General features: G+C 60.3%; 20 protein-coding genes. 7 read left to right on the top strand and 13 right to left on the bottom strand.

All coding sequences use genetic code 11. From position 1 onward, the window contains the following. The 3 genes from AAAT03_RS07880 to AAAT03_RS07890 all read right to left on the bottom strand — a co-directional run. On the bottom strand, positions 1-342 hold a 342-nt coding region (locus tag AAAT03_RS07880; protein WP_349103042.1), incomplete at its 3' end, for a hypothetical protein. A gap of 153 nt (positions 343-495) precedes the next feature. Beyond that, complete coding sequence (locus AAAT03_RS07885) at positions 496-1,236, bottom strand: ABC transporter ATP-binding protein (RefSeq protein ID WP_117769450.1); 741 nt, start codon at positions 1,234-1,236, stop codon at positions 496-498. A gap of 5 nt (positions 1,237-1,241) precedes the next feature. Continuing rightward, on the bottom strand, positions 1,242-3,464 hold the full coding sequence (locus AAAT03_RS07890; RefSeq protein ID WP_349103043.1) for a hypothetical protein: 2,223 nt from the start codon (positions 3,462-3,464) through the stop codon (positions 1,242-1,244). A 552-nt stretch (positions 3,465-4,016) separates the two neighbouring features. Between AAAT03_RS07890 and AAAT03_RS07895 the strand changes: the two genes are divergently transcribed. The 6 genes from AAAT03_RS07895 to AAAT03_RS07920 all read left to right on the top strand — a co-directional run bounded on the left by AAAT03_RS07895 (position 4,017) and on the right by AAAT03_RS07920 (position 8,626). Beyond that, positions 4,017-4,529, top strand: a complete 513-nt coding sequence (locus AAAT03_RS07895; protein ID WP_006235293.1) for a DUF2975 domain-containing protein — start codon at positions 4,017-4,019, stop codon at positions 4,527-4,529. 9 nt (positions 4,530-4,538) lie between these two features. Further along, positions 4,539-4,790, top strand: coding sequence for a helix-turn-helix transcriptional regulator (locus AAAT03_RS07900; protein ID WP_006235292.1), 252 nt, complete (start codon positions 4,539-4,541; stop codon positions 4,788-4,790). 18 nt (positions 4,791-4,808) lie between these two features. Then, positions 4,809-5,516, top strand: a complete 708-nt coding sequence (locus AAAT03_RS07905) for a site-specific integrase (RefSeq protein ID WP_255413538.1) — start codon at positions 4,809-4,811, stop codon at positions 5,514-5,516. Positions 5,517-5,912: 396 nt separating this feature from the next. Next, on the top strand, positions 5,913-6,200 hold the full coding sequence (locus AAAT03_RS07910) for an ACT domain-containing protein (protein WP_006235289.1): 288 nt from the start codon (positions 5,913-5,915) through the stop codon (positions 6,198-6,200). A 79-nt stretch (positions 6,201-6,279) separates the two neighbouring features. Continuing rightward, the gene (locus AAAT03_RS07915) at positions 6,280-7,698 is read left to right on the top strand and encodes a citrate synthase (protein ID WP_349103044.1); all 1,419 of its coding nucleotides are present in this window, start codon (positions 6,280-6,282) and stop codon (positions 7,696-7,698) included. Positions 7,699-7,783: 85 nt separating this feature from the next. After that, positions 7,784-8,626, top strand: a complete 843-nt coding sequence (locus AAAT03_RS07920; protein WP_349103045.1) for a Cof-type HAD-IIB family hydrolase — start codon at positions 7,784-7,786, stop codon at positions 8,624-8,626. A gap of 116 nt (positions 8,627-8,742) precedes the next feature. Here the strand turns inward: AAAT03_RS07920 and AAAT03_RS07925 are convergent, their stop codons facing one another. The 4 genes from AAAT03_RS07925 to AAAT03_RS07940 form a co-directional block, all read right to left on the bottom strand. Beyond that, a complete protein-coding gene (locus AAAT03_RS07925; protein ID WP_118206523.1) occupies positions 8,743-9,537 on the bottom strand; it encodes an HAD family hydrolase in 795 nt (264 codons plus the stop codon). A gap of 198 nt (positions 9,538-9,735) precedes the next feature. After that, complete coding sequence (locus tag AAAT03_RS07930) at positions 9,736-11,556, bottom strand: adenine deaminase C-terminal domain-containing protein (protein ID WP_118206522.1); 1,821 nt, start codon at positions 11,554-11,556, stop codon at positions 9,736-9,738. Between the two features lie 222 nt (positions 11,557-11,778). Further along, positions 11,779-12,990 (bottom strand): tyrosine--tRNA ligase, encoded by a 1,212-nt coding sequence (gene tyrS, locus AAAT03_RS07935; protein ID WP_117629202.1) that lies wholly within the window; start codon positions 12,988-12,990, stop codon positions 11,779-11,781. Between the two features lie 97 nt (positions 12,991-13,087). Continuing rightward, positions 13,088-15,046, bottom strand: coding sequence for a peptidase U32 family protein (locus tag AAAT03_RS07940; protein ID WP_349103046.1), 1,959 nt, complete (start codon positions 15,044-15,046; stop codon positions 13,088-13,090). 162 nt (positions 15,047-15,208) lie between these two features. Between AAAT03_RS07940 and AAAT03_RS07945 the strand changes: the two genes are divergently transcribed. Then, positions 15,209-17,425, top strand: coding sequence for a PBP1A family penicillin-binding protein (locus AAAT03_RS07945; RefSeq protein ID WP_349103047.1), 2,217 nt, complete (start codon positions 15,209-15,211; stop codon positions 17,423-17,425). A 184-nt stretch (positions 17,426-17,609) separates the two neighbouring features. Here AAAT03_RS07945 and AAAT03_RS07950 read toward each other — a convergent pair whose 3' ends face one another. The 6 genes from AAAT03_RS07950 to rpsD all read right to left on the bottom strand — a co-directional run bounded on the left by AAAT03_RS07950 (position 17,610) and on the right by rpsD (position 22,367). Continuing rightward, positions 17,610-18,047: an ArgR family transcriptional regulator gene (locus AAAT03_RS07950; RefSeq protein ID WP_006235280.1), complete on the bottom strand. Its 438-nt coding sequence runs from the start codon at positions 18,045-18,047 to the stop codon at positions 17,610-17,612. 132 nt (positions 18,048-18,179) lie between these two features. Next, positions 18,180-19,178: a glycosyltransferase gene (locus AAAT03_RS07955; protein ID WP_349103048.1), complete on the bottom strand. Its 999-nt coding sequence runs from the start codon at positions 19,176-19,178 to the stop codon at positions 18,180-18,182. Positions 19,179-19,381: 203 nt separating this feature from the next. Continuing rightward, positions 19,382-20,206, bottom strand: coding sequence for a tRNA pseudouridine(38-40) synthase TruA (gene truA / locus AAAT03_RS07960; protein WP_117629206.1), 825 nt, complete (start codon positions 20,204-20,206; stop codon positions 19,382-19,384). Between the two features lie 92 nt (positions 20,207-20,298). Then, complete coding sequence (gene rplQ / locus AAAT03_RS07965) at positions 20,299-20,766, bottom strand: 50S ribosomal protein L17 (RefSeq protein ID WP_006235277.1); 468 nt, start codon at positions 20,764-20,766, stop codon at positions 20,299-20,301. Between the two features lie 30 nt (positions 20,767-20,796). Next, the gene (locus tag AAAT03_RS07970) at positions 20,797-21,738 is read right to left on the bottom strand and encodes a DNA-directed RNA polymerase subunit alpha (RefSeq protein ID WP_006235276.1); all 942 of its coding nucleotides are present in this window, start codon (positions 21,736-21,738) and stop codon (positions 20,797-20,799) included. A 32-nt stretch (positions 21,739-21,770) separates the two neighbouring features. Beyond that, positions 21,771-22,367 carry a 30S ribosomal protein S4 gene (gene rpsD / locus AAAT03_RS07975; protein WP_006235275.1) on the bottom strand — a complete coding sequence of 199 codons (597 nt, stop codon included), beginning with the start codon at positions 22,365-22,367 and terminating at the stop codon, positions 21,771-21,773. Positions 22,368-22,371 lie beyond the last annotated feature (4 nt).

Consider the following 22,371-nt stretch of genomic DNA (forward strand, 5'->3'; position numbering starts at 1 on the left):
TCCCACGATGGACCCGGATTGGAAGCCTTCGCCCATGAGCGCGTAGTAGCTCTCGGCAGAATCGAGAAAGGCGGCGTCGGTTTGAGCGGCAAGGGCGGCGTTCGCGTATCTTGCAAGCTCCGCGTCATTTTGCTGCTCTGGAGATAGGTCTGTGCCGCTGGCCTGGGGCGCGCGCGTATTGAATGCGTCGACAAAGCTCTGCATGCCCTGCTTCATAAAGAAGGGCCCGTAGATGGGTGAATTGAACGCAATGGGGACGGAGAAGGCTGCAGCGAGAACGAGCGTACAAATCCATACGGCCTTGTCTCTTAGGATTAGTTTGAGAAGAAGTCGACAGTACATTTAGAAGCACCTACATTCCTCAAAGCATCGTTAGATTAATGATGACAGACCGAATGAAGATACGTGCGACGGGGGCGAGGCGAATGGCTGAGCGGTATCGATACGCGGGTTCAACGGTATCACATTGGCCACATAGATTTTTAACTTACATTTCTACCCGCCCTTTTCGTAGAGTCTCCGATACGTGCTTAGCGCACCCTCGGCGCGTCCGGCAGGCTTTGCGAAATGGGATCCAGGAGACTTCGGCGCAGCATCATCTTGCGGAATGCTTCTAATGAGCCTCCCATCCTTCAAAAACAGAATCTCATCGCACAGCCTATCGACCGAATCCAAGATGTGGGATGACATGATGATGCACGTACCAGAATCGGCCAGCTTCCTGAGAATCTCGGAATGCAAGTCCACCCTGCTGGGGTCGAGCGCGTTCATGGGCTCATCTAATAGAAGGTACCGCGCGCCCGTCGCATACGCAATCGCCAGGGTAAGCTGCTGCTTCATGCCCTGGCTCAGAGTGCGGATCCTCATCTTCGCGAACTCGCCTATCTGCGTTTGTTCCACTATCTCTTCGATATCGCGAGCATGCGGCCACATATCGCAAACCATCTTGAGGTGATCTTCCGCACGCAATCCGGGATACAGCAGCGTCCCCTCACCAGGTGCATAGAAGATCATAGAACGGACCTCTCTCGCACCCGTACCCTGCACCTCATCCAGAACGATGCTCCCGTCCACGCGAGGACCCGGCAAACCTGCCATCGCACGCAGCAACGTCGTCTTTCCATGCCCGTTCGGAGCGACGAGACCGTAGACCGTACCCGGGGCAAACTCAGCGTTCACCGAATCTACGAGCACCTTCTTTCCATAAGAGATCGTCAGCGTTTGAAGGTCAATCATCGAGATCATCCCCTTTCGATCTTTGGAACACTCAGGCGCACCATCAACGGAGATACGGCGCCCAAGACCACCAGCAGAGCGCCCGATGCGCCGACGACCTCTCCAAAAGGCATCGCGTTCGTCCCTCGCCCAAGGAACCCAATCGTCCCCACCTGGGAAGCGGGATCAAACGAGGCGAATGGAGCCAGCAGCGCGACGCCCATGCCCACGCTTTCAACATGAGCGCTCAACGAACCCAACACCAAGAGAACCGCGCAAACCATTCCGGTGACAACGGGGTTGCGGCTAATCGCTGCTGTCAACGCAGCGACGACGGAAATCACGCCGTATGCCATGACCAGCAACGGAATACTGCACAACACCGCCTCCCCCACCATGGACGTTGTCGAAGCTCCCGCCCGAATGAGAGCGACGGGATACTCCGATCCACCCGCACCGTTCTTAATCACGGACACAACGACAGCGGGAACCATCGACACCAAAAGCAGCACCAAGCCAAGCAGGAGAGCCAGCGCAACAGCCGTCAGAAAACGCACATGCGCTGTTGCGGGGATCTGGAGAACCAGAAGGGAACGACACTGCAGGTGGGTGCACGCGAGCGATGTGACAACCACGGGCAACAGCAAAAATAAGGAGGGAAGCGCTGCCTGGAGATACGAAAGGAGGATTAATGGGGGCATCTTCGTACTTAACTCGTAAACCTTGGGGTCCGGCAAGCTCGCGATCGACTCAAGCAGAAGGGCGCGCGCCTCCGCACGAGAAGGAGTCTCCGGCTCGATTCCGATCGATTGCAGGAGAGTCGCATCTGCCGCGCCCAGCTCACCTCGAGCGCGCTCGTACGTCGCAAGGCTTCGAAACCCCTCCGCAGGCATAGGCGCGTACACGAAACCCGAAAGAGCATCCCGCATGTCTTCCAGGGCCGCTTTGCCCTCGACGTCCATATTCGCAGCGTTCTGCTCTAGATACCGATCTATTGAACGGAGCTCCCCATCCCTATACCGAACAGCGGAAACGTTATCAGCGTCAGGAAACATCTCGACCAGAGCCGGGGCCAGCATCGTCGTCGACATTGCAATCGCGCATACGGCGAGGGTAGGAGAACGCAGGAGCAGTTTCCCCATCGTTCTTACGTATGCAACGGCGGAGGCACAAGCGCTCGAACGAGTTGCCGTTCTCGATGCAGTGAAGGAACCTCTCTCAAGACAAATCGGGGATATCGGGCACGCGCAGCCGCTCTTTCCAGCAACGCAAAGCAGGCTAATTGCCAGCACCTCGATCCCGATTGCGCATACGAGGGCAATCGCGCCACGCTCGAAGCAAAGTCCAGGCAGATTCACTATCTGCGTTGTCGGGTACGGGCTATAGGCGCCGACGGTCAACTCAGTGTTCGCATACGTAAGGGGATTCAACAGGGCGAACTCACGTAAAGCGATGGATCTTCCGTAATACCCGGGAACCATCGTCACCCCCATCAGGGCACATACGAACACGATTCCAAGCGTAGGGTTATTGGCAATCTTCACGGCAAGGTGAACGACAAGCGAGATGAACGCTGCCACCAAGAATTGCAAGATGGCCGTCTGCGCGAACACCAGCCAAGCCGGTTTGATAACCGGAGTCGCATATTGAATGTAGCCTATCGGATAGAACGGCGAGCCCGGGCCATTCTTCACAAGCGCGGCGATTATCCCTGGAAGATTGATGGCGAGGACGGCAAGCATTGCAAAAACACTCGCCCATACGCTCGATGCAACAAGTCTACCCAGCTCGCCCATCGGTGCCTGGATGATGAGCTTTTCACGTTTGTTAAGACGCGCGGCAAGGAACGAGACGGCAACGGCCGTTGCGACCCATAGCAAGTACTCCTTCGATCCGTCACAATAGGTGTACTCTCCATCCGATATCTGCAGAAACGGAAGTAGGGGAGAGAGCGGTGCCAAGATAAGACGTCCCGCGGCAAGAGGGTACAGAAGCGCGGGCATGCTTGATGAAGAGGTATAGACACCGTCCTCCCCCGCATTCACAAGCGCATCCGCATAGGATGCTGACAATTCCTGCTCAACACGGGTTATTCCCGACTCGAGGTATTCGACCCGTCCGTCGATGCCAGCCGCGCTCCTGAAGACGGGCAGAGCACAAAGAACCATCAACGCAACAACGACAACACAGAGCGACCTGGAGGAGAGAAGCGACCTAAAGATCGCCTTCGAGATTTTGAGCATATTCATCGCCAACCTTAACCTCATCCAGTCGGAACAGAGGGGCCGAACAAAATGCTCGGCCCTTCCTCGCATCTAGTAGGTGCTATAGACAAATTGCCATTTATCAGTTGTGCCAAGAACACCACAGGAGCACATTGCAGCGAGGCGGGATTCCCTATGATGCGCGGATCGGCGATAGCCATTTCGGTAGGAGATCGTCTTGTAAGAGATGTTGAACATCGAGATGCTGTGCCCGCTTACGCCGCGAGGACAGCTGTAGCTCCAGTAGGTATCGACGACGTCGTCCGTATACCCGAGGGGCTCAACGAGGGCACACTGGCTGCTCTCCTGGGAAGGAGGCATCGGGGTATCCGCAAAAGCGGGGGCTCCCGGCAGCAACAGACAAAGAGCGAGGCCGAGGAAAACCAAGAGCTTACACTACTTAACAGTACTGAACATAATCCTCTCCAATCTAGAGGGGTTTCGGTTGCAGCATGCTGTGATTACTTGCCGGCAAAGTCAATTTAACATAAACTGTTAAAAAGTAACCTGAGTTTTTTAAATTCTTCGGAGGTTATTATGAGTTCCGACAATCGCACTCCCCGGCTTCATTCCTTCCGCATCGCATGTGCGATAGCCTCTGCGACCCTTTGCGCCACCGCCATCGCACAAGTGGCGTTCTCCTTAAAGCCAGCAATCGAAGTGCTCGACAACCCTGTAATTGCAGACTCCCCCGCGTATCCAGCCCTTGCGATCTCGACATTGGTCCCTGCCGTCATCGGTATCGCTACGACCATCCTCAGCGCCGTTCTCGTGTGGACGATCAAGAGCGGAGACCCCTTCAAGAAAGGGTCTGCGACATGCTTGAAGGTGCTCGGCATTCTCTTCGTTGTTCAAGCTGCCACCAGCCTCTACGCCGGCTCACTCAAAACCTCCGTTTCGATGTTTGGCGGCGAGGGGGCCGTCGGCGCCCAAGAGATCGCTTCATCATTCGATTGGACCTCTCTGGTTCTCGGCATCGTCCTGTTCATGCTTTCCCAGCTCTTCTTGTACGCCCGAGAGCTGTACCTCGACTCCGACGAGATTGCGTAAGGAAACGCCATGCCCGTAATTGTTCGCCTCGACAAGATCATGGCCGAGCGAAAGATTTCCTCGAACGAACTTGCCGAAAGGATTGGAACCACGCCCGTGAACCTGTCCCGTATTAAAAAAGGGCATATTCGCGGCATTCGCTTCAACACACTCGAGCAGCTATGCCTCGCCCTTCGTTGCCAACCCGGAGACCTTCTCGAAGTCATGAGCGAAGAGGATGCCCGAAAGGAGTTCGGACTCGATTGGTCCGCCGAGGATTAGAGGGCGGTCGTACTCGCCCTGCACACGGGGATGCGAATCGGCGAGGTCTGCGGCCTTCGGTGGTGCGATGTGGATTTCGAGACGGGCCTGATCTCGATCGGACACTCGGTGGCGTACGCGAAGGGAATGGGTTCGTTCATCAAGGACACCAAGACCCATGACGCCAGGGGTATCCCCATCGACCCGGTCGGCCTACTCCCCTTCCTGAAGGAGACCCACGAGATCGACTGCGGAAAGCTGCGCTTGCGCGGCCTTACCGGGGCGGTCGAGATCGGGGACTGCTACATCCTGTCGGAGCCGGGCGCGACCTTCGCGACGACAAGCTATATCCGCAGGGCGTTCAAGACGTTCTCGGAGACCAACGGCCTCATGGGCACCAACGACGAGCTGATCACGTTCCACGGCCTTCGCCACACGTTCGCAACGCAGTGGATCCGCCAAGGCGGCGATATCAAGGCGCTCCAATCGATCCTCGGCCACAAGGACGCCATGGCGACGCTCAACGTCTACGCCGACATCGAGCCCATCTCCAAAATCCATAACATGCTGCACGCCACGCCGTGCCTTTGGCGCGGGCACCTCGGGCCGAGGGTCGATCCGGGTCCCATGTTCCAACAGAGGATCCAGGAGTCCATCGAGACGCTCCAGGCGTTCGGCTACGGCATCACCGAGCCGGACGACCGAAATATCGCCATACGCGCCGTGAAGACGAACAGTTGGCTCTAGCTCACCGAGTACGCGGCAGTGCTGGGCCCATCCCAACTGAGGTCACGGTGGTCCGATAGGGGCGCCGCCCGCGGCATGCGCCGCGGAGCGGTATCCCCTACCGAAGGGCGGGGATGCCCTCCGCTTCCAGTTCGGAATCAGCCGTCGGAGGCGTTCGGCTGACTGCGGGAACGGCCTGTCCGCTCAATGTGTTCGGCTGAGATCGGAAATCAACCCAACACGAGCCGGACACGCGCCAGACGGCTCTTCCCCGTACGGCCTTCCCCCTTACGCTCATGTTGCAGGCATGTAACGCCGCAGCGAGCGCGCCTTTTTTGCGCCAGACAGGTACAATGATGAACACTGTACCGTAGCGGAGCGCCCCGCGCGCGCCGCAACCACGCGAAAGGGTTTCCCATGGCCGAGATCTCGTCCTCCCGCATCGTCATCACCGTCCTTGGCAAGAACCGCCCCGGCATCGTCGCCGGCGTCACCCGCGTTTTGGGCGAGGCCAATGTCGACATCCGCGACATCACGCAGTCCATTATCGAGGACATCTTCACCATGACCATGCTGGCCGACACCGCCGAGTCCAAGCTCGACTTCGCCGAGCTGCAGAAGGCGCTGGCCGAGGCCGGCGAGCTTTCGGGCGTCAACGTGTCCATCCAGCGCGAGGACGTCTTTAACTTTATGTACCGCCTGTAGCGAACAGGCCGTACGGGAACAGGCCGGCGCATCTGCACCCAAGCACGCCGCCCCCCATACGGCCCCGAGAGGAGCGCGCATGGCTTACGACGCCAAGAAAATCTACTACCGCTTCGATGACCATCTGAGCCGCCTGGTCTTGGATTATGAGGCGAGCCGCCAGATTTCGCCCGAAAGCGAAAACCTCTACCACGGCCTGCCGACTGATCCGTACGACGAGGGTCTGTTCGTCGAGCATAACGTCAAGCGCGGCCTGCGCAATGCCGACGGCTCGGGCGTGGTCGCGGGCCTTACCCGTATCTCGGACGTGCACGGCTACAACAAGGTCGACGGCAAAGTCGTGCCCGACCAGGGCAAGCTCACGCTGCGCGGCTATAGCATCGAGGATCTGGTCAACAATGCCCAGTCCGAGAATCGCTATGGCTACGAAGAAGTCGCCTATCTGCTTATCACGGGCTCGCTGCCCAACAAAGAGGAGCTCGACGGTTTTTGCGAGCGCTTGGGCGCCTTTAGGCATCTGAGCGACGAATACGTCAAAGAGTTCCCCATGACCACGGTGTCGTCGAGCATCATGAATGTGCTCCAGCGCGCCGTGTTGCTGCTTTACGCCTTCGACGCCGAGCCCGACGCGATTACGCCCGAGCATGAGATCGACGTCGCCATTTCCATGCTCGCACGTCTCCCGCGCATCGCCGCCTTCGCACACATGGCCTCGGTCGCCAAGCTTCGCGGCTCCGAGGTTCACGTGCCGCACCCCACGCCCGGTCTCTCCACCGCCGAGACCATCCTACAGGTCCTGCGCGGCGGCATGGCGTTCACCCGCGATGAGGCGATGCTGCTCGACGTGATGCTCATGCTGCATGCCGAGCACGGCGGCGGCAACAACTCCACCTTCGCTTGCCGCGTGCTGTCGTCTTCGGCCACCGACCCGTATTCCGCCTACGCCGCGGCTATCGGCTCGCTCAAGGGCCCGCGCCACGGCGGTGCCAATGCCAAGGTCGTGTCCATGCACGAGGACATCCGTGCGCATGTCTCCAATTGGGAGGACGAGGACGAGGTCGCGGCCTACCTGGGCAAGATCCTCGACAAGCAGGCCTTCGACGGCACGGGCCTCATCTACGGCATGGGCCACGCCGTCTATACGCTCAGCGACCCGCGCGCCGAGGTATGCCGCCGTTACGCGCGCACACTTGCCGCCAAGAAGGACCTGGGCGAGGAATTCGCACTCATCGAGCGTATCGAGCGCCTGGCACCCCAGGTCATGCGCGACCACGGCATGACCAAGCCCATCTGCGCCAACATCGACCTGTACACAGGCTTTATCTACAAGATGCTCGGCGTGCCCGAGACGCTCTTTACGCCGCTATTCGCCGTCGCCCGCATGGCCGGCTGGTCGGCGCACCGCATGGAAGAGCTCTTCTGCGCGCACCGTATTATTCGCCCGGCCTATCGTCCGGTGATCGAGCCGCTGGAGTACAAGCCACTCGCCGACCGATAGGACGCGGACCGTTATAGATCTTGAGCGTGGCCAGGGACCCAAGCCCTTGGCCACGCTTTTTTGCCAATAGAAAGGGCTGCATCAAATGATTGTGTTTTCCGATATGGACGGAACACTGCTGACGAGCGATAAGCAGATGAGCGACGCCACTTGGGCAATGCTCGACGAGCTCGCACGTCGTGGCATCGAGTTTGTTCCCTGCACGGGGCGTCCGCTGTCGGGCATCTTTGAGCCCATTCTCGCCCATTCCGCCGTACACTACGCGGTCTGTGCCAACGGCGCCAGCGTCTGGCAACTCGACGACGATGTGCCCACCGACGCCTCGTGCGCCACGCGCATCTTGAGCCGTCCGCTCGATTGCGGCATTGCCCACCGCATCCATCGCATTGCCGCCGGCCACGATGTGACCTTCGATATCTTCGCGGATGGACAGTGCTTCCTCCCCCGCTCGCTTTACGAGCGCCTGGATGAGTTCTGCGGCGGCGACCCCCACATCGCGGCTTCGCTCAAGCGCACACGAACACCGATCGACATGGATATCGACAGCAAGATCGACGAGGTCGAGACGCTCGAACGCATCGCCATGTACTGGCACGACCCGGCCGATCGCGACGCCATCGCGGCGGCGCTCGACACGCTCGGAGGCATTGAGATCACGCGTTCTTACGCCATGAATATCGAGGTCATGGGTGAGGGCGCCACCAAGGGGACAGCCCTCACGTGGCTATGTGAGCATCTGGGCGAGCGTCTCGCCGACGCCTGGGCGTTCGGCGACAACATCAACGACATCCCCATGCTGCAGGCAGCGGGCCACGGCATGGCCATGATCAACGCCGAGTCCGAAGACCGCGAGGCCGCCGACGCCATCACCGAATACGACAACGACCACGACGGCGTCGCCCGCACCATCATGGCCGCCCTCGCCTAGTCATTGGCCAGTCACTGGGGATGTTCTTAAGACTAGTCACTGGGGACACTCTTCGCAAAAAGCTGCAAGGACTGTCCCCCACTGTCGGCAGAAAAGGAACGTCGCCAGCTGCCGGATTAGGAGAGACTCTCCAGCACGCGACGGAGCTCATGCTGAACGGCGTGGTCGCGGTTGCAGCCTACGACACGATCGGCCACCGCCTTGAGCGCGGGGCGCGCGTTTTCCATCGCGCAGCCCGTGCCGACAAAGCGAATGATCTCGTAGTCGTTCATCGAGTCGCCAAACGCCATGACCTCGTCGCGACCAATGCCGTAATGCTCCGCGAGCTGCGCGATACCCGAGGCCTTCGACACACCAGGCTGCATGGCATCGATCCACGCGTTGCCCGAAGGCGCAAAAGTAAAGAGCTGACCAAGTTCGCGCTGTAGCACGTACGCACTGTCCATAACCGCACTGTCGTCGCAAAAGATACTCGCTTTGATGATATTTACGCTGGGATCGGGCAGCTCCCAAATACGCTCGGCATTGGGAAGGTCCTTATCGACCTCACGCACGAACTTGCACTCGTCATCGAGCAGGAAGGACTTGGTCCGGTCAAAGAGCGCAAGATGCAGATTGGGAAACGTCCTGACGGCTTGGGCGAGCCTTCGAATCGCCAGGTGCGAATACACCTCGCGGTCTACCATTTTGCCGTCGGCGAAGACCTGGGCACCGTTAGCTGCGACAAAGTCCATCTTGTCGCGAACGGGCGCAAAGAACTCGCACAGGCGATCGTAGCGACGACCTGACGATGCGGCGAAATGCACGCCATGCTCGTGTAGCGCCAGAATCAGTTCGTAGGTCTCGGGAGGCACCTGGCCGTTTTCGTCAAGCAATGTGCCGTCCATATCGGATGCAATCAGTTTAAACATAGAAAAGCTCCCTTCGGGCTTGTTGGAATCGAACGTGTATCCGATTCCAACGTACCCAAAGGGAGCTCAAATAAGACTCCGCGGGCGTAAACGTTACAAGGACCTGGCAAATAGCTCACACATGCCAGAGGTCTCACGGTCGCGGCGTCAGGCGACACGCCACCCCGACGGATAGTCGTTTAAGAACGTCCCCGATGACTAGTCGGCGTAGGTGAAGGTCGTGACGTCGAACATGCCCTCGGGGCGGATGCGGAGCGTCGGGATGACCGGCAGGGGCAGGAAGATGATGCCCATGATGGGGTCGAGCGGCGGCTCGATACCCATGGCGCGCGCCTTGACCATAAAGTCGTCGTGCTGCGCGGCGACATCCTCGGCCGTGCCCTCGCTCATAAGGCCACCGAGCGCCAGCGGAATGCGCGCCACGACCTCGCCGTTGCGCACCAGCACGTGGCCGCCCTGGCCCACGGCCTCAACGGCAGCCATCATGTCCGCCGCATTGTCGCCCACCACGCACACGTTGTGCGAGTCGTGGCCAATCGTGGAGGCAATGGCGCCACCCGTGATGGTAAAGCCGCGCACCCAGCCGCGACCGATATGCTTGCCAACCAAGCCCAGACCCGCGGGGCCGTCACCGTCGGCGCCCTCGGCCTGCAGCGACACGCCGCGGCCGTGGCGCTCGATCAGCATAATGCGGCGCAGGCCCTCGGCACTCTCGGGGCGAACCATACCCGTGATAGCCATACCCGGGATGACATCGATAACGGCCTCGCCCGGCTTAAAGGCATAGTCAAACACGTCGAGCGAAAGCTTCGGCAGCTTAACGGAGGCGCGAAGCTCATCGGCAAGCGCCGCAACCTCAGCCATCTCGGGTGCGATCTCGCCCACAAAGGTGCCGTCCTGCGCCACCAGAGCACCGGCGGCATATACGCGATGCGGAGCCGTGGCGAACGTCAGGTCATTAAGCACCAGCAGGTCGGCGCGCTTGCCCGGGGCAATCGCACCACGCAGCTCGTGCGGGTCGCGGCAGCCGTGATCCAGGCCAAACGCCTCGGCCGTGGAGAGGGACGCCATAGAGATAGCGACCACGGGGTCGATACCGGCCTCAATCGCCACGCGGCAGGCATTGTCGATCATGCCAGTCGCAAGCGCATCGGAAGGGGCGCGGTCGTCAGTCGCAAAGCAGCAGCGGCGGGCGCGCGCGGGGTTCTCCAGCAGCATCGGCGACAGATTGGCCAGGTCATGGCTGCACGTACCCTCGCGCAGCATCACGTACATGCCACGAGACAGTTTATCGAGCGCCTCCTCGGGAATCGTCGACTCGTGATCGGCGATAATGCCCGCCGCGGCATAGGCATTAAGGTCCTTGCCGGCAACGAGCGGTGCATGGCCGTCGACCTGCTTGGACGGCGTCTGGTTGGCAGCATCGATGCGAGCACAGGTCTCGGGGTCGGCCATAAAGACACCCGGCAGGTTCATCATCTCGCCCAGGCCAAAAACATCGCCCGGATGCTCGGCAAAAAACGCCTGCATGTCAGCGGCGGTAATCACAGCGCCCGCTTGCTCATCGGGTAGCGCGGGCACGCACGAGGGCATCATGTACTTGATGGAAATGGGCGCGCGGCGACCGTCCTCGATCATAAAGTGCAGGCCGTCCAGGCCCGCCACGTTGGCGATCTCGTGGCTGTCGGCAATGGCAGTGGTGGTACCGCGCGTCGCCGCCATGCGCGCATACTCGGCGGGGCGGATGTTCGAAGACTCGATATGCAGATGCCCGTCAATAAAACCAGGAGCGAGATAGCGACCCTGGCAGTCGATGACCTCAGTTGCCTCGTAGGTGTCAGCGGCATCGTCGCGACCATCGTAGAGCACGCCGACGATCAGACCGTCCTTGACGGCAACGCTACCGGGCGCCACGCGCTGACCGTACACGTCGACAATCTGCGCATTGGCAAACAGCGTGTCGACGGGCACGCGCCCCTCGGCAGCATCGATCACAGACCTCATGACCTCAACGGACATACATACTCCTTTAACCGTAGAAAAAAGCTGCGGAGCGGACAGACCTTCACCGCAGCAAGCCAATAGCCATTGTATGCCAAAAAGAAAGTCCCGCTAACACCCCTTCCGCTTAACGGCACCGCCAAATGATCCCTCCGTCCCCAAGGGATCGTCGCAACCAAAAAGGCCGCAGTCGGGATTCCCGGCTGCGGCCTTATTGCACTTGTGAGGTCAACTCGCTCGTTAGACCAACTTAAAGCCCTTGCGCTTGCCCACGGAGAGGGTGTCGCCCAGTTTGAGGGCGCTCGGATCGATGTTGTAGCTCTTGGGAGCCACAGCCTTGCCGTTGATCTTGACGCCGCCGCCGTCGATGTCGCGGCGGGCCTGACCGGCGCTGGCCGAAAGGCCCAGGTCCTTGAGCAGGCCAGCGAGGTAAATCTGGCCCTCGTCGTTGACGGTCAGCTCAACGTGCTTCTCGGGGAAGTCGGCAAGCTGGCCCTCCTTGAACACACGGTCGAACTCGGCCTGGGCCTCGTCGCCGGCGCCGGCGCCGTGGTAGGTGTCGCACAGGTCGCGGCCTAGAGCGCGCTTGAGCTCGTAGGGGTCGGCGGAACCGTCGGCCAGGGCGGCATCGATCTTGTCGACCTCGGCCGGGGCGAGCGAGCTGGCCAGACGATAGTACTTGCCGATCATCTCGTCGGGGATGGACATGGTCTTGCCGAACATATCCTTGGGAGCGTCGGTCAGGCCGATGTAGTTGCCATAGGACTTGGACATCTTGCGCACGCCGTCGGTGCCCTCGAGCAGCGGCATGGTAAGCGCGATCTGCGGCTCCATGCCCATCTTCTCCATGAGCTCGCGGCCGGCGAGCAGGTTGAAGAGCTGATCGGTGCCGCCCATCTCGACGTCGGCCTTGATCTGCACGGAGTCGAAGGCCTGCATCACGGGGTACAGAAACTCGTGCAGGGCAATCGGCGTCTGGGACTGGTAGCGCTTGGTAAAGTCGTCGCGCTCAAGGATGCGGGCGACGGTGAACTTGGAGCACACCTGCAGCAGGCCGGCCAGGTCCATCGAAAGGATCCAGTCGCCGTTGTGCACGATGGTGGTCTTCTCGGGGTCCAGGATCTTCATGGCCTGGCTCACGTAGGTCTCGGCGTTGGCCTCGATCTGCTCCTGCGAAAGCTGCGGGCGGGTGGAGTTCTTGCCCGAGGGGTCGCCGATCAGCGCAGTGCCGTTGCCGATGATAAGGGTGACGTTGTGGCCCAGGTCCTGGAACTGACGCATCTTGCGCAGGGGCACGGCATGGCCCAGGTGCAGGTCGGGGCTGGTGGGATCGACGCCGAGCTTGATGTTGAGGGGCTCGCCCTTCTCAAGCTTCTTGCGAAGGTCGGCCTCGGGGACGATCTGCGCTGCACCCGAGGTGATGATACGCATTTGCTCGTCAACAGACAGCATTGGGTATCCTCCTTTTGCTATAGCACCCTCACCGGATACGGCGGTGCTGGAAGTTCATAAACTCTCTTATGATAACCAAAACGGCGCGGCCGAACACCTACGACAGGAAAATCCTCGTCCTGCCGCACGCGTCGATAACGACCGGCAAACGCGTGCCGTCACGTTCGACCAAAAAGCGCGCCCGCTGACGGCGCGAGCAGTCACGGCAACGGATCTGCCCCGTTGCATCCGTGGCGCAGGCGCCCTCGGCAGTCAGCAAGCAGTGCTCGCACGCCATGAGCTCGGAACGGTCGGCATCGACAGGCCCCAAGACACCGGGACAAGCGGCAAGCTCGGCAACACGCTCCGCATCATTGCCGAGCAACTCGGCCGACAAGTACACCCGCCCCGCCCCGAGTCCGCGCAGCCAGGTAAGCGTGACCCGATTCGCGCAGAACACCGGCGCCGCCACGTCAAACGTCATGCCCAGCTCGCGAGCGATCACCACCTGTCCCAGGTTGCGGCAGACGACGCGCCCGGCACGCTGCATAAGTGAGCGGGTCCGATCAACGTCACCCGTGCGGCACACCTCGTCCAGCACCACAACGGCGTCGGATAAATCGCGTTCTCCGCGCGGATCGGCATCCATCAGCTGCCAAGCAAAAACCATGTGAGCGGGAACCGCGCGCTCCGCCAACTCCGTCGACGCACCGCCATCCACCGCAACGTCCTCAAAGGGCAGCACCTCAACGGCGCGCGCAACGGGTGCAATCGCATCCGCCTCGGCCCGCATGCGCTCCAACACCGCCGCTGTCTGATCCAACACGCCGGCGCTGCGAATCAGGTATACCTCGCAGCCCGCGTCCACCTTACGCTTGCAATGCACGACGACGCGCTTCCCCGCTGCGGCATCCACCGGGCAGGGCACCTGCGGCCAGCGCTTGGGCACATCGGGGCGCGCGTCGACGCCCGGATAGAACCGAATCTCGAGCGTGTCACCCGCCGCCACGGCGGCATCGAGCTCAACGGTCACCTCTTCGTGGCCCACAGCGACCAAGCGCCCCACGCGCACGCCCTGGTTAATTGCACGCTCAAAGCTCATCAGCTCGGCACCCGAACGCCCTCGCAGGTACGCATCGGTAAACCCACGGTTAAACGACCTTCCCAGCTCGCGCTCAAGCTCTTCCACGGCACCGGGGTCCCACGCGCCGTCGCGCAGCATATCGAGCGCCCGGCGCCAAACCCGCACCACGTTGAATACGTAATCGGGGTTCTTCATGCGCCCCTCGATCTTGAGCGACGCCACGCCGGCATCTACAAGCTCGGGCAGATGCGCAATACCCAGATAGTCATGCGGACACAGCAGACGATCCCCCTCGACGGCGACAACGCTCTGTCCCGCCTCGTCCACTAGGTCGTACGCCAGACGGCACGGCTGTGTGCAGTCGCCGCGCATCGCCGATCGTCCACGCCGCAGGGCCGAGAACTCGCACGCCCCCGAATAGCCGATGCAAATCGCACCGTGGCAGAATACCTCGATGGGCACGCCCGTGGCACAGAGCGCCGCAATCTCGTCGACCGTCAGCTCGCGTGCCGTCGTCACGCGCTCGACCCCCAACTCATCGGCGGCAAGCCGCACGGCGCCTTCGCTATGAACGCCCGCCTGCGTAGACAGGTGAATCTCGACCCCGGGAATCGCCGCGCTCAGCGCGCAGGCCAACCCGGCATCGGCCACAATCAGAGCATCGGCGCCCAGCTCCAGTGCATGAGCTCCCAACGCCACCGCGTCGGACAACTCATCGTCAAACACGAACACGTTGAGCGTCACGTACACACGCACGCCATGGGCATGCGCCACGGCGCGGCCGCGCGCAAACTCGTCATCCGTAAAGCCGTGGGCGCTCACACGGGCGTTAAAGCCGCCCAACCCCGCATAGATGGCATCGGTACCCGCGGCGATAGCCGCAAGCATCTGGTCGAGTCCGCCCGCCGGCGCCAGCAGCTCGGGCAGCGCCGCACTGACGACATCCAATCCAGTCTCGCATTGTCCGCTCGGCCCCATCGCCCGAATCGCCATCGACAAACTCCTTACCAAGGTATGCATTCACTCTGAAAAATGCCGTCTTCCAGCATACACGAGGCCTCGCGCGCCCCGTTTGGTTTATCGTGTAATAACTTATGTCCATCCTGCCCCGACGGCACATCCACCGTCCGGCACGACATACCTGGAGGTCAATATATGGGTCCTCGCCAACGACAGGGACACAGCCGTTCAAAGACGCACGCCCTGCCCATAATCCTGCTCTCGTTTTTGGGCTTTCTGCTGATTGCGGGCGTGGCGTTTGGCATCGGCATGGTCGGCAACGTCAACCGCTGGCTGTCCGATCTGCCCGACTACACCGACGCCAACGCGTATCTGGTGAGCGAGCCCACCGAGATCGTCGACTGCAACGGCAACAAGATCGCGAGCTTCTACACGCAAAACCGCAAGTCTATCACCAAGGACGAGGTCTCCCCCTACGTGCTGCAAGGCACCGTTGACGTCGAGGACGAGCGCTTCTACGAGCACGGCGGTATCGACCTGTGGGGTATCGCGCGTGCTGCGGTGGCAACCCTCGGCGGCGGACACGAAGGCGCCTCGACGATCACCCAGCAGCTTGTGCGCAACACCATCCTGCAGGAGGAGCAGTTCGACTCGACCATCGAGCGTAAGGTGCGCGAGGCCTACATCGCCATCAAGATGGAGGACATGTACTCCAAAGACGAGATCCTCATGATGTACCTCAACACCATCTATTACGGCCACGGCGCCTACGGTATCGAGGCCGCCGCCGAGACCTATCTGTCCAAGAGCGCCGCCGACCTCACCCTGAGCGAGGCCGCGCTGTTGATCGGCCTTCCCAACTCGCCCTCGCAGTACGACCCCACGGTCAATCCCGATCTGGCACTGTCTCGCCGCAACAAGGTTCTCGACAACATGCTGCGCCTGGGCCACATCACCCAGGAGGAGCACGATGCCGCACAGGCCGAGCCCATCACCCTCAATGTGACCGAAATCTCGGGCAGCGGCGTCGACGTATACTCGCAGCCCTACTTTGTCTCCTACGTCAAGCAGCTGCTGGAGCAGGAGTTCTCGACCGACGTGCTCTTTAAGGGCGGCCTGACCGTCAAGACCACCATCGACCCCACGATGCAGCAGGTGGCAGAGAATGCCGTCCGCGAGCAGCTCGACACGCTCTCGCTTGACGGCCTGGACATGGGCATGGTCGTCGTCGACCCCAAGACCGGCTACATCAAGTGCATGGTGGGCGGCTACGACTACAACGCCGACGAGAACCACGTAAACCATGCCACGGCCAAGCGTCCCGTCGGCTCCACCTTTAAGGCCTTTACGCTGGCAACTGCCATCCAAAACGGCATGAACCCCAACGTCACCCTCAACTGCAACTCGCCGCTCAAGGCCAAGGGCACCACGACCGAGGTCCAAAATTACGCCAACCAGAGCTACGGCAACATCACGCTTAAGCAGGCGACGGCATACTCCTCCAACACCGGCTACATCCAGGTGGCGGAAGCCGTCGGCAACAGCAAGATCATCTCGCTCGTCAAAAAGCTCGGCATCGACCCCGCCAAGGACAACATCGAGGACGTTCCCGTCATGACGCTCGGCACCGGCTCGATCTCGCCACTCGAGATGGCCGCCGCCTACGCGACGTTTGCCAACGGCGGCTACTATCGCCAGCCGATCGCCATCACCGAGATTGATTCTCGTACCGGTTCGGTGCTGTACCAGCACACCGACAATCCCTCACAGGTGCTTACCGAGGGCGAGGCCGCCGCGGTCACCGATGTTCTGTCCGGCGTCATGAAGGGCAGCGGTACGGGTGCTGCCGGCGCCCTGAGTGTCAACCAGCCCTATGCCGGCAAGACGGGCACCACCGACAACACCACCAACCTGTGGTTCTGCGGCTATACCCCGCAGCTGGCGTGCGCCCTGTGGACCGGCTATTCCGCGGGCGAGATCCCCATCCAAAAATACGGCACGGACCTGCTGGGCGACAGCACCAACCTGCCTGTCTTTAAGCGGTTTATGAACACCGTTCTGACCGGTACCGAGCGCGAGGAGTTTGTGACCGGAACGGCTCCCACCTATAAGAACAACAGCGTCTGGAAGTTCTACGGCACCAACAACACCAAGAAGTCGGAGAACGACGACAAGGACGAGAACGAGGACGAGGACGAAGAGGAAACCACCACAACGACTACCACGACGACCACGACCACCGAGACCACGGGCGGCGACACCACCGGCGGCACCGGTACGACCGGTGGCTCGACGGGCGGCTCCACTGGTGGTTCGACCGGCGGCGATGGCGGCACGCCTACGCCTACGCCTACGCCTACGCCCACTCCCACTCCCGACCCCTCGCCCACGCCTGACGATACGGTCGGCTAAGAAGTACGCGACTAAAGCCAACAAGGCCCTGAGCAGCTTATTGAACTGCTCGGGGCCTTTTAGTTTGAAGCGACCTGGTGGGCGGTCTTTATACCGGCAAACAAAAAGGGGTACCGACCAACGTCGATGCCCCTTACAAGCCACTATGTCAGCGCACACAATGCCGAGCGCACGACCCGCACACCTACTTGCGAGAATTGCTCAACTTATTGATCAGCGCCTCGAGACGCTCGCCGTCCTCGGCCGTCTGGGCAATAACCAAAATCGTATCGTTGCCGGCAAGCGAGCCAAGCACATCGGGTAACTCTGCCGCATCAACGGCGGCGGCGATGCCGGAAGCCGTGCCAGGCTGAGCCTTGATCATAACCAGATTATCAGTACGCAGAACGCCCGTTACGAGCTCGGAAACCATACGCTGCAGGTGCAGGTCCTCTGCCAGAACATAGATGCCCTCAGGGAGCTTACGCAGCCCCATATCGGCAATATCGCGAGAGACAGTCGCCTGCGTGCAATCAAAGCCCATAGCACGGAGCTCATCGACCAGCACGCGCTGCGTGCGGACATCCTTATTGCGCACAATATCTCTAATGGCATCCTGGCGCCCATTGCGTTTTTTAGCCATACAAACCCTCTCTCCAAAAGATGGCGGAGACAATCAATCAGTGATTGAATAGTTTAACGCTATTTGAAGGCTTTTGTGTATAAGAACGCATTTCGAAACAATTCTATGCAAGTTTGTTTCGTAATGAGCCGTTTAGGCGGTTTTTGCGCCCGTCCGGTTAAGAAAAGCTGCCAGATGCGTACACATCACGCAGCGCGCGGGCTTGGCGCTGGCGATCGGCCCAAACAACAGACCGAGTCCCCGATGGTTATCCTTGAGCGCGGCGACCATCTGACGGGTTCGAGGCGCCTCGAGCATATCACGCATGCGGGCGGAACGCTCGATTGACGACACCCCATGCGGGCTCAGACACAAATTCTCGATGCAGGCGACCAGTCCGGCAAAGTAGAACTTTTGGCTTGCCAGCTTGAGCCGACCACCGCTATCTGCTTCCGAGAGTGAGTCCGCAAGCTCGTCGAGCGCTCGAGTGTCATCGGATATCCTGGCATACATGGTGGGATCAAAGGCATCTGTAAGCTTAGGTGCCGCCGCGTGGAAACAAGCGTCGCCGCAGCCGGACACAAATCGTGCCTGCGAGAGCGCATAAGCCATAAACTCAACCGTACGGTACGCCTTGCCGCGCGACAGGCATGCCTCAAACAGCGGACGGCTATACATCACGCCAGAGGTCTGAGCGACTAGGCCGCCCAAAATCAACTGGGGCAGCCCAGTCACCATAGAAGACTCGTCTTCTATGGCAATAGAGGCAGCATCCAAGACACGCGAATGGCGCTCTCGATGTGCATCATAGCGGTCGAGCGACACCGTGGGGAACACTATGTCTGCCGCAGTATCGCACGCGATATCGACCATCTTGGAAAGGGACTGCGGAGCAAACCACTCATCGGCGTTCATAGCGATGATTTGAGAGCCGCGCGAGGCAGCAAAACCGGCACGAAGACAAGCGCTGTGCTTCGCGTCCTCGACGTCAATCAAATCAATATGGATGTCCCTGTCGGCAGCAACTTGAAGCGAATGGCGCACACCGGGCGCAGTATCGCGACAGACAACGACAATCTGCAAATCGTAGAGGTCTTGGTTCTGGATACTCTCGAGCGCACGCATCGCATAGCTGGGCGAACTTTCTACCACAAGGATCACCGAAAGTCGCGGATGCGAGCCACGTCGAACCAAGTTTTCCATCCTCTCGATAGCACCAAATCAAACTGTCGTTCATGGTACACCCGAGCTATAAAAGCAACGAGCCGCCTAACACGTTGCACGCCAAGAACAGATGTTGCACACGCGCAGCTCACACATAGTATGTGCAAGGCACAGACGCGCCGAGCACTCCCCTAGTCGAGAACGACAAGCTCGTCGGGGCCGTAATCCACACCCATAAACGTAAGGCCGCAGGCAGGCGCCGTGGGACCCGCAGCGGTTCGGTCACGGGCGTCAATAACCTCGCGCATCCACTGGGGATCGCGACGATGCATGCCAATCTCCACGAGCGTTCCTACAATGGTACGCACCATCGAGTGCAAAAACGCATTGCCCTCGATAGTGAAGGTCAGGATATCCTCGCCAAAAGCGACCTCGTGGCCAAACTCCGCACGCATCACGCAGCGGTGCGTGGGCTTGCCCACAGCAGAGGCAACCTTGCAAAAGCTCTTAAAGTCCTGCTCGCCCAAAAGCGCAGGGCAGGCGGCCGCCATCGCATCGACGTCGAGGGGATAGCGATGCCACCACACCGCACCGCGCGAGAGCACGGGGCGCGCATCGCGATCGGCAATACGGTACGTATACGTACGGGACCGCGCGTCAAAGCGGGCAGAAAAGCCCCTACGGGCCTTGTAGACCTCGTTTATGGCGATATCTTTGGGCAGGAGGGCATCCATAGCCCTCAGCCACCTACGGCGCGTCAGAGCAAGCTCAGCGTCCGTTACGGGCACGCTAATGTACTGGGCCACCGCATGCACGCCGGCATCGGTACGACCCGCACACGTCAGATCGATCGGGCGGCGCAGCAGCGTCTCGATAGCGCGGCGCAACTCGCCCGCAACGGTCGTCTGGCCCGGCTGCTCGGCAAATCCGCTATAGGACGAGCCATCATAGGCAACACAGAATACAAGCGTGGCATCGAGCTCAGGAATCGAATTGAAATCAGACGGCGCGGTCATGGGCGCTCCCAACAAACAATCAACGGTATCGCGACAAAAAAAGAGGGGTACGCGAACGTACCCCTCGAATATAGCCTATGCAGACGGATTGTCTACTCAGCGGTCTCCTCAGCAGGAGCCTCCTCGACGGCCTCGACCTTCTTGGGAGCAGCGGCCTTCTTGGGGGCCGGAGCAGCCTTCTTGGCCTTAGGCGTGCAAGGCTCGGTGACGAGCTCCATGATAACGATAGGAGCGTTGTCGCCCTTACGGTTGCCGAGCTTCATGATGCGGGTGTAACCGCCGTTGCGGTCCTGCCACATGCCCTGGGCAGCCTTGTCGAAGATCTCGGCAACGAGCTGCTTATCGCCGAGCTTGGCGATGGCCAGACGACGAGAGTGCAGGTCGCCCTTCTTGGCCCAGGTGATGATCGGATCGACGACCGAACGCAGCGCCTTAGCGCGGGTCTCGGTGGTCTTGATGCGGTCGTTCTCGAAGAGGGCCTTGGCCAGGCTCTTCTTCATGGCCTTGGTGTGGCTCGCATCGGTGCCGAGCTTCAGGCCCTTCTTAACGTTGTGACGCATGGTCTAGTTTCTCCTCAAATATGCGAAGCATTAAGCCTTCAGGCTCAGGCCCATGGACTCAAGCTTGTCCTTCACTTCCTCGATCGACTTAACACCGAAGTTACGGATGTTAAGCAGATCGTTCTCCGAGAACTCAACGAGCTGACGGACCGAGTGAATGCTGGCGCGCTTAAGGCAGTTGTAGGAACGGACGGAAAGGTCCAGATCCTCGATCTGCTTGTCCAGCTCGGCGTTGTCGTTGGTGACCTCGGGAGCGAAGATCGAAGCCTCCTCCTCGACCTCGGGGGTCTCGGCAAGGTTCATAAAGGCAGCCATATGCTGGTTGATGATATTGGCAGCCTGGACCACGGCGTCGCGCGGAGCGATGGAGCCGTTGGTCTCGATCTCGAGGACAAGGCGGTCGTAGTCGGTGTGCTGACCGACACGGCAAGCCTCAACGAGCTTGGCGCAACGGGACACCGGCGAGTACAGCGAGTCGACGTGGATCACACCGATGGGATCGTTGTCGCGCTTGTTAGCCTCGCCAGAGACATAGCCGCGGCCATAGCCGATGCGCATGCTCATGGTGAGATGGCCACCCTCGGTAAGCGTAGCGATGTGCTGCTCGGGGTTGACCAGCTCAAACTCGGACGGAATAAAGAAGTCCGCACCGGTGACCTCGCAGGGGCCGTCAACAGAAATGGTGGCGGTCGCCTCGTCGGTCGTGCCGAGAGCCCTGAAGACAAGACCCTTGACATTCAGGACGATGTCGGTGACATCCTCGACCATGTTAGGGATGGTCATGAACTCGTGCTGTGCACCATCGATCTGAATAGCCTCGACGGCGGCACCCTCGAGCGAGGACAGAAGTACGCGACGAAGGGAGTTACCCAGCGTATCGCCGTAGCCACGCTCGAGCGGCTCGACGGAGACACGAGCAGACGTCTCGTTGATCTCTTCGACCTGAACCTGAGGCCTAATGAATTCTGACATGTATTACCTCCAGCCTCAGCAGCCCGGATGGACTACTTAGAGTAGAGCTCGACGATGAGCTGCTCGTTGATATCACCGCTGATCTGCTCACGCGTCGGCAGAGCGAGCACGTTACCAGACAGCTTCTCGATATCGACCTCGAGCCAGCCAGGGACCTCAAAGCGCTCGGAGGAAATCAGAGCCTCCTTGATGGGGAGGAGGTCACGGAACTTCTCGCCGACAGCGACGACGTCGCCGGCCTTGACGCGGTAGGACGGAATATCCACGCGCTTGCCGTTCACGGTGAAGTGACCGTGACGGACGGACTGACGAGCCTCTTTGCGGGTGCGGGCGAAGCCAAGACGGAAGACGACGTTGTCAAGGCGAGACTCAAGGATGATCATGAGGTTCTCACCGGTGACGCCGTTCATCTTACGGGCCTTGTTGAAGTAGCCGTGGAACTGCTTCTCCAGAACGCCATAGATGAACTTGACCTTCTGCTTCTCGCGCAGCTGCATGCCGTACTCAGATTCCTTGCGACGGCGCTTGGGCTGACGGATAGATTCCTTCTTGCTGCTGTAACCGAGCTCAGCGGGATCGATCCCGAGCTGACGGCAGCGCTTAAGAACAGGAGTCCTGTCGATTGCCATATTG

The organism is Collinsella sp. CLA-AA-H167, from assembly GCF_040095305.1.
Classification (GTDB): Bacteria; Actinomycetota; Coriobacteriia; order Coriobacteriales; family Coriobacteriaceae; genus Collinsella.

Bases quoted from the DNA above. Each gene is read 5' to 3' on its own strand.
- AAAT03_RS07940 (WP_349103046.1), bottom strand. From the start codon at position 15,046: ATGGCGATTCGGGCGATGGGGCCGAGCGGACAATGCGAGACTGGATTG.
- AAAT03_RS07910 (WP_006235289.1), top strand. From the start codon at position 5,913: ATGGCCGAGATCTCGTCCTCCCGCATCGTCATCACCGTCCTTGGCAAG.
- AAAT03_RS07925 (WP_118206523.1), bottom strand. From the start codon at position 9,537: ATGTTTAAACTGATTGCATCCGATATGGACGGCACATTGCTTGACGAA.
- AAAT03_RS07895 (WP_006235293.1), top strand. From the start codon at position 4,017: ATGAGTTCCGACAATCGCACTCCCCGGCTTCATTCCTTCCGCATCGCA.
- AAAT03_RS07915 (WP_349103044.1), top strand. From the start codon at position 6,280: ATGGCTTACGACGCCAAGAAAATCTACTACCGCTTCGATGACCATCTG.
- rplQ (WP_006235277.1), bottom strand. From the start codon at position 20,766: ATGCGTCACAACGTTAAGAAGGGCCTGAAGCTCGGCACCGATGCGAGC.
- AAAT03_RS07930 (WP_118206522.1), bottom strand. From the start codon at position 11,556: ATGTCCGTTGAGGTCATGAGGTCTGTGATCGATGCTGCCGAGGGGCGC.
- tyrS (WP_117629202.1), bottom strand. From the start codon at position 12,990: ATGCTGTCTGTTGACGAGCAAATGCGTATCATCACCTCGGGTGCAGCG.
- AAAT03_RS07970 (WP_006235276.1), bottom strand. From the start codon at position 21,738: ATGTCAGAATTCATTAGGCCTCAGGTTCAGGTCGAAGAGATCAACGAG.
- rpsD (WP_006235275.1), bottom strand. From the start codon at position 22,367: ATGGCAATCGACAGGACTCCTGTTCTTAAGCGCTGCCGTCAGCTCGGG.
- AAAT03_RS07950 (WP_006235280.1), bottom strand. From the start codon at position 18,047: ATGGCTAAAAAACGCAATGGGCGCCAGGATGCCATTAGAGATATTGTG.
- AAAT03_RS07885 (WP_117769450.1), bottom strand. From the start codon at position 1,236: ATGATTGACCTTCAAACGCTGACGATCTCTTATGGAAAGAAGGTGCTC.
- AAAT03_RS07920 (WP_349103045.1), top strand. From the start codon at position 7,784: ATGATTGTGTTTTCCGATATGGACGGAACACTGCTGACGAGCGATAAG.
- AAAT03_RS07945 (WP_349103047.1), top strand. From the start codon at position 15,209: ATGGGTCCTCGCCAACGACAGGGACACAGCCGTTCAAAGACGCACGCC.
- truA (WP_117629206.1), bottom strand. From the start codon at position 20,206: ATGACCGCGCCGTCTGATTTCAATTCGATTCCTGAGCTCGATGCCACG.
- AAAT03_RS07900 (WP_006235292.1), top strand. From the start codon at position 4,539: ATGCCCGTAATTGTTCGCCTCGACAAGATCATGGCCGAGCGAAAGATT.
- AAAT03_RS07890 (WP_349103043.1), bottom strand. From the start codon at position 3,464: ATGAATATGCTCAAAATCTCGAAGGCGATCTTTAGGTCGCTTCTCTCC.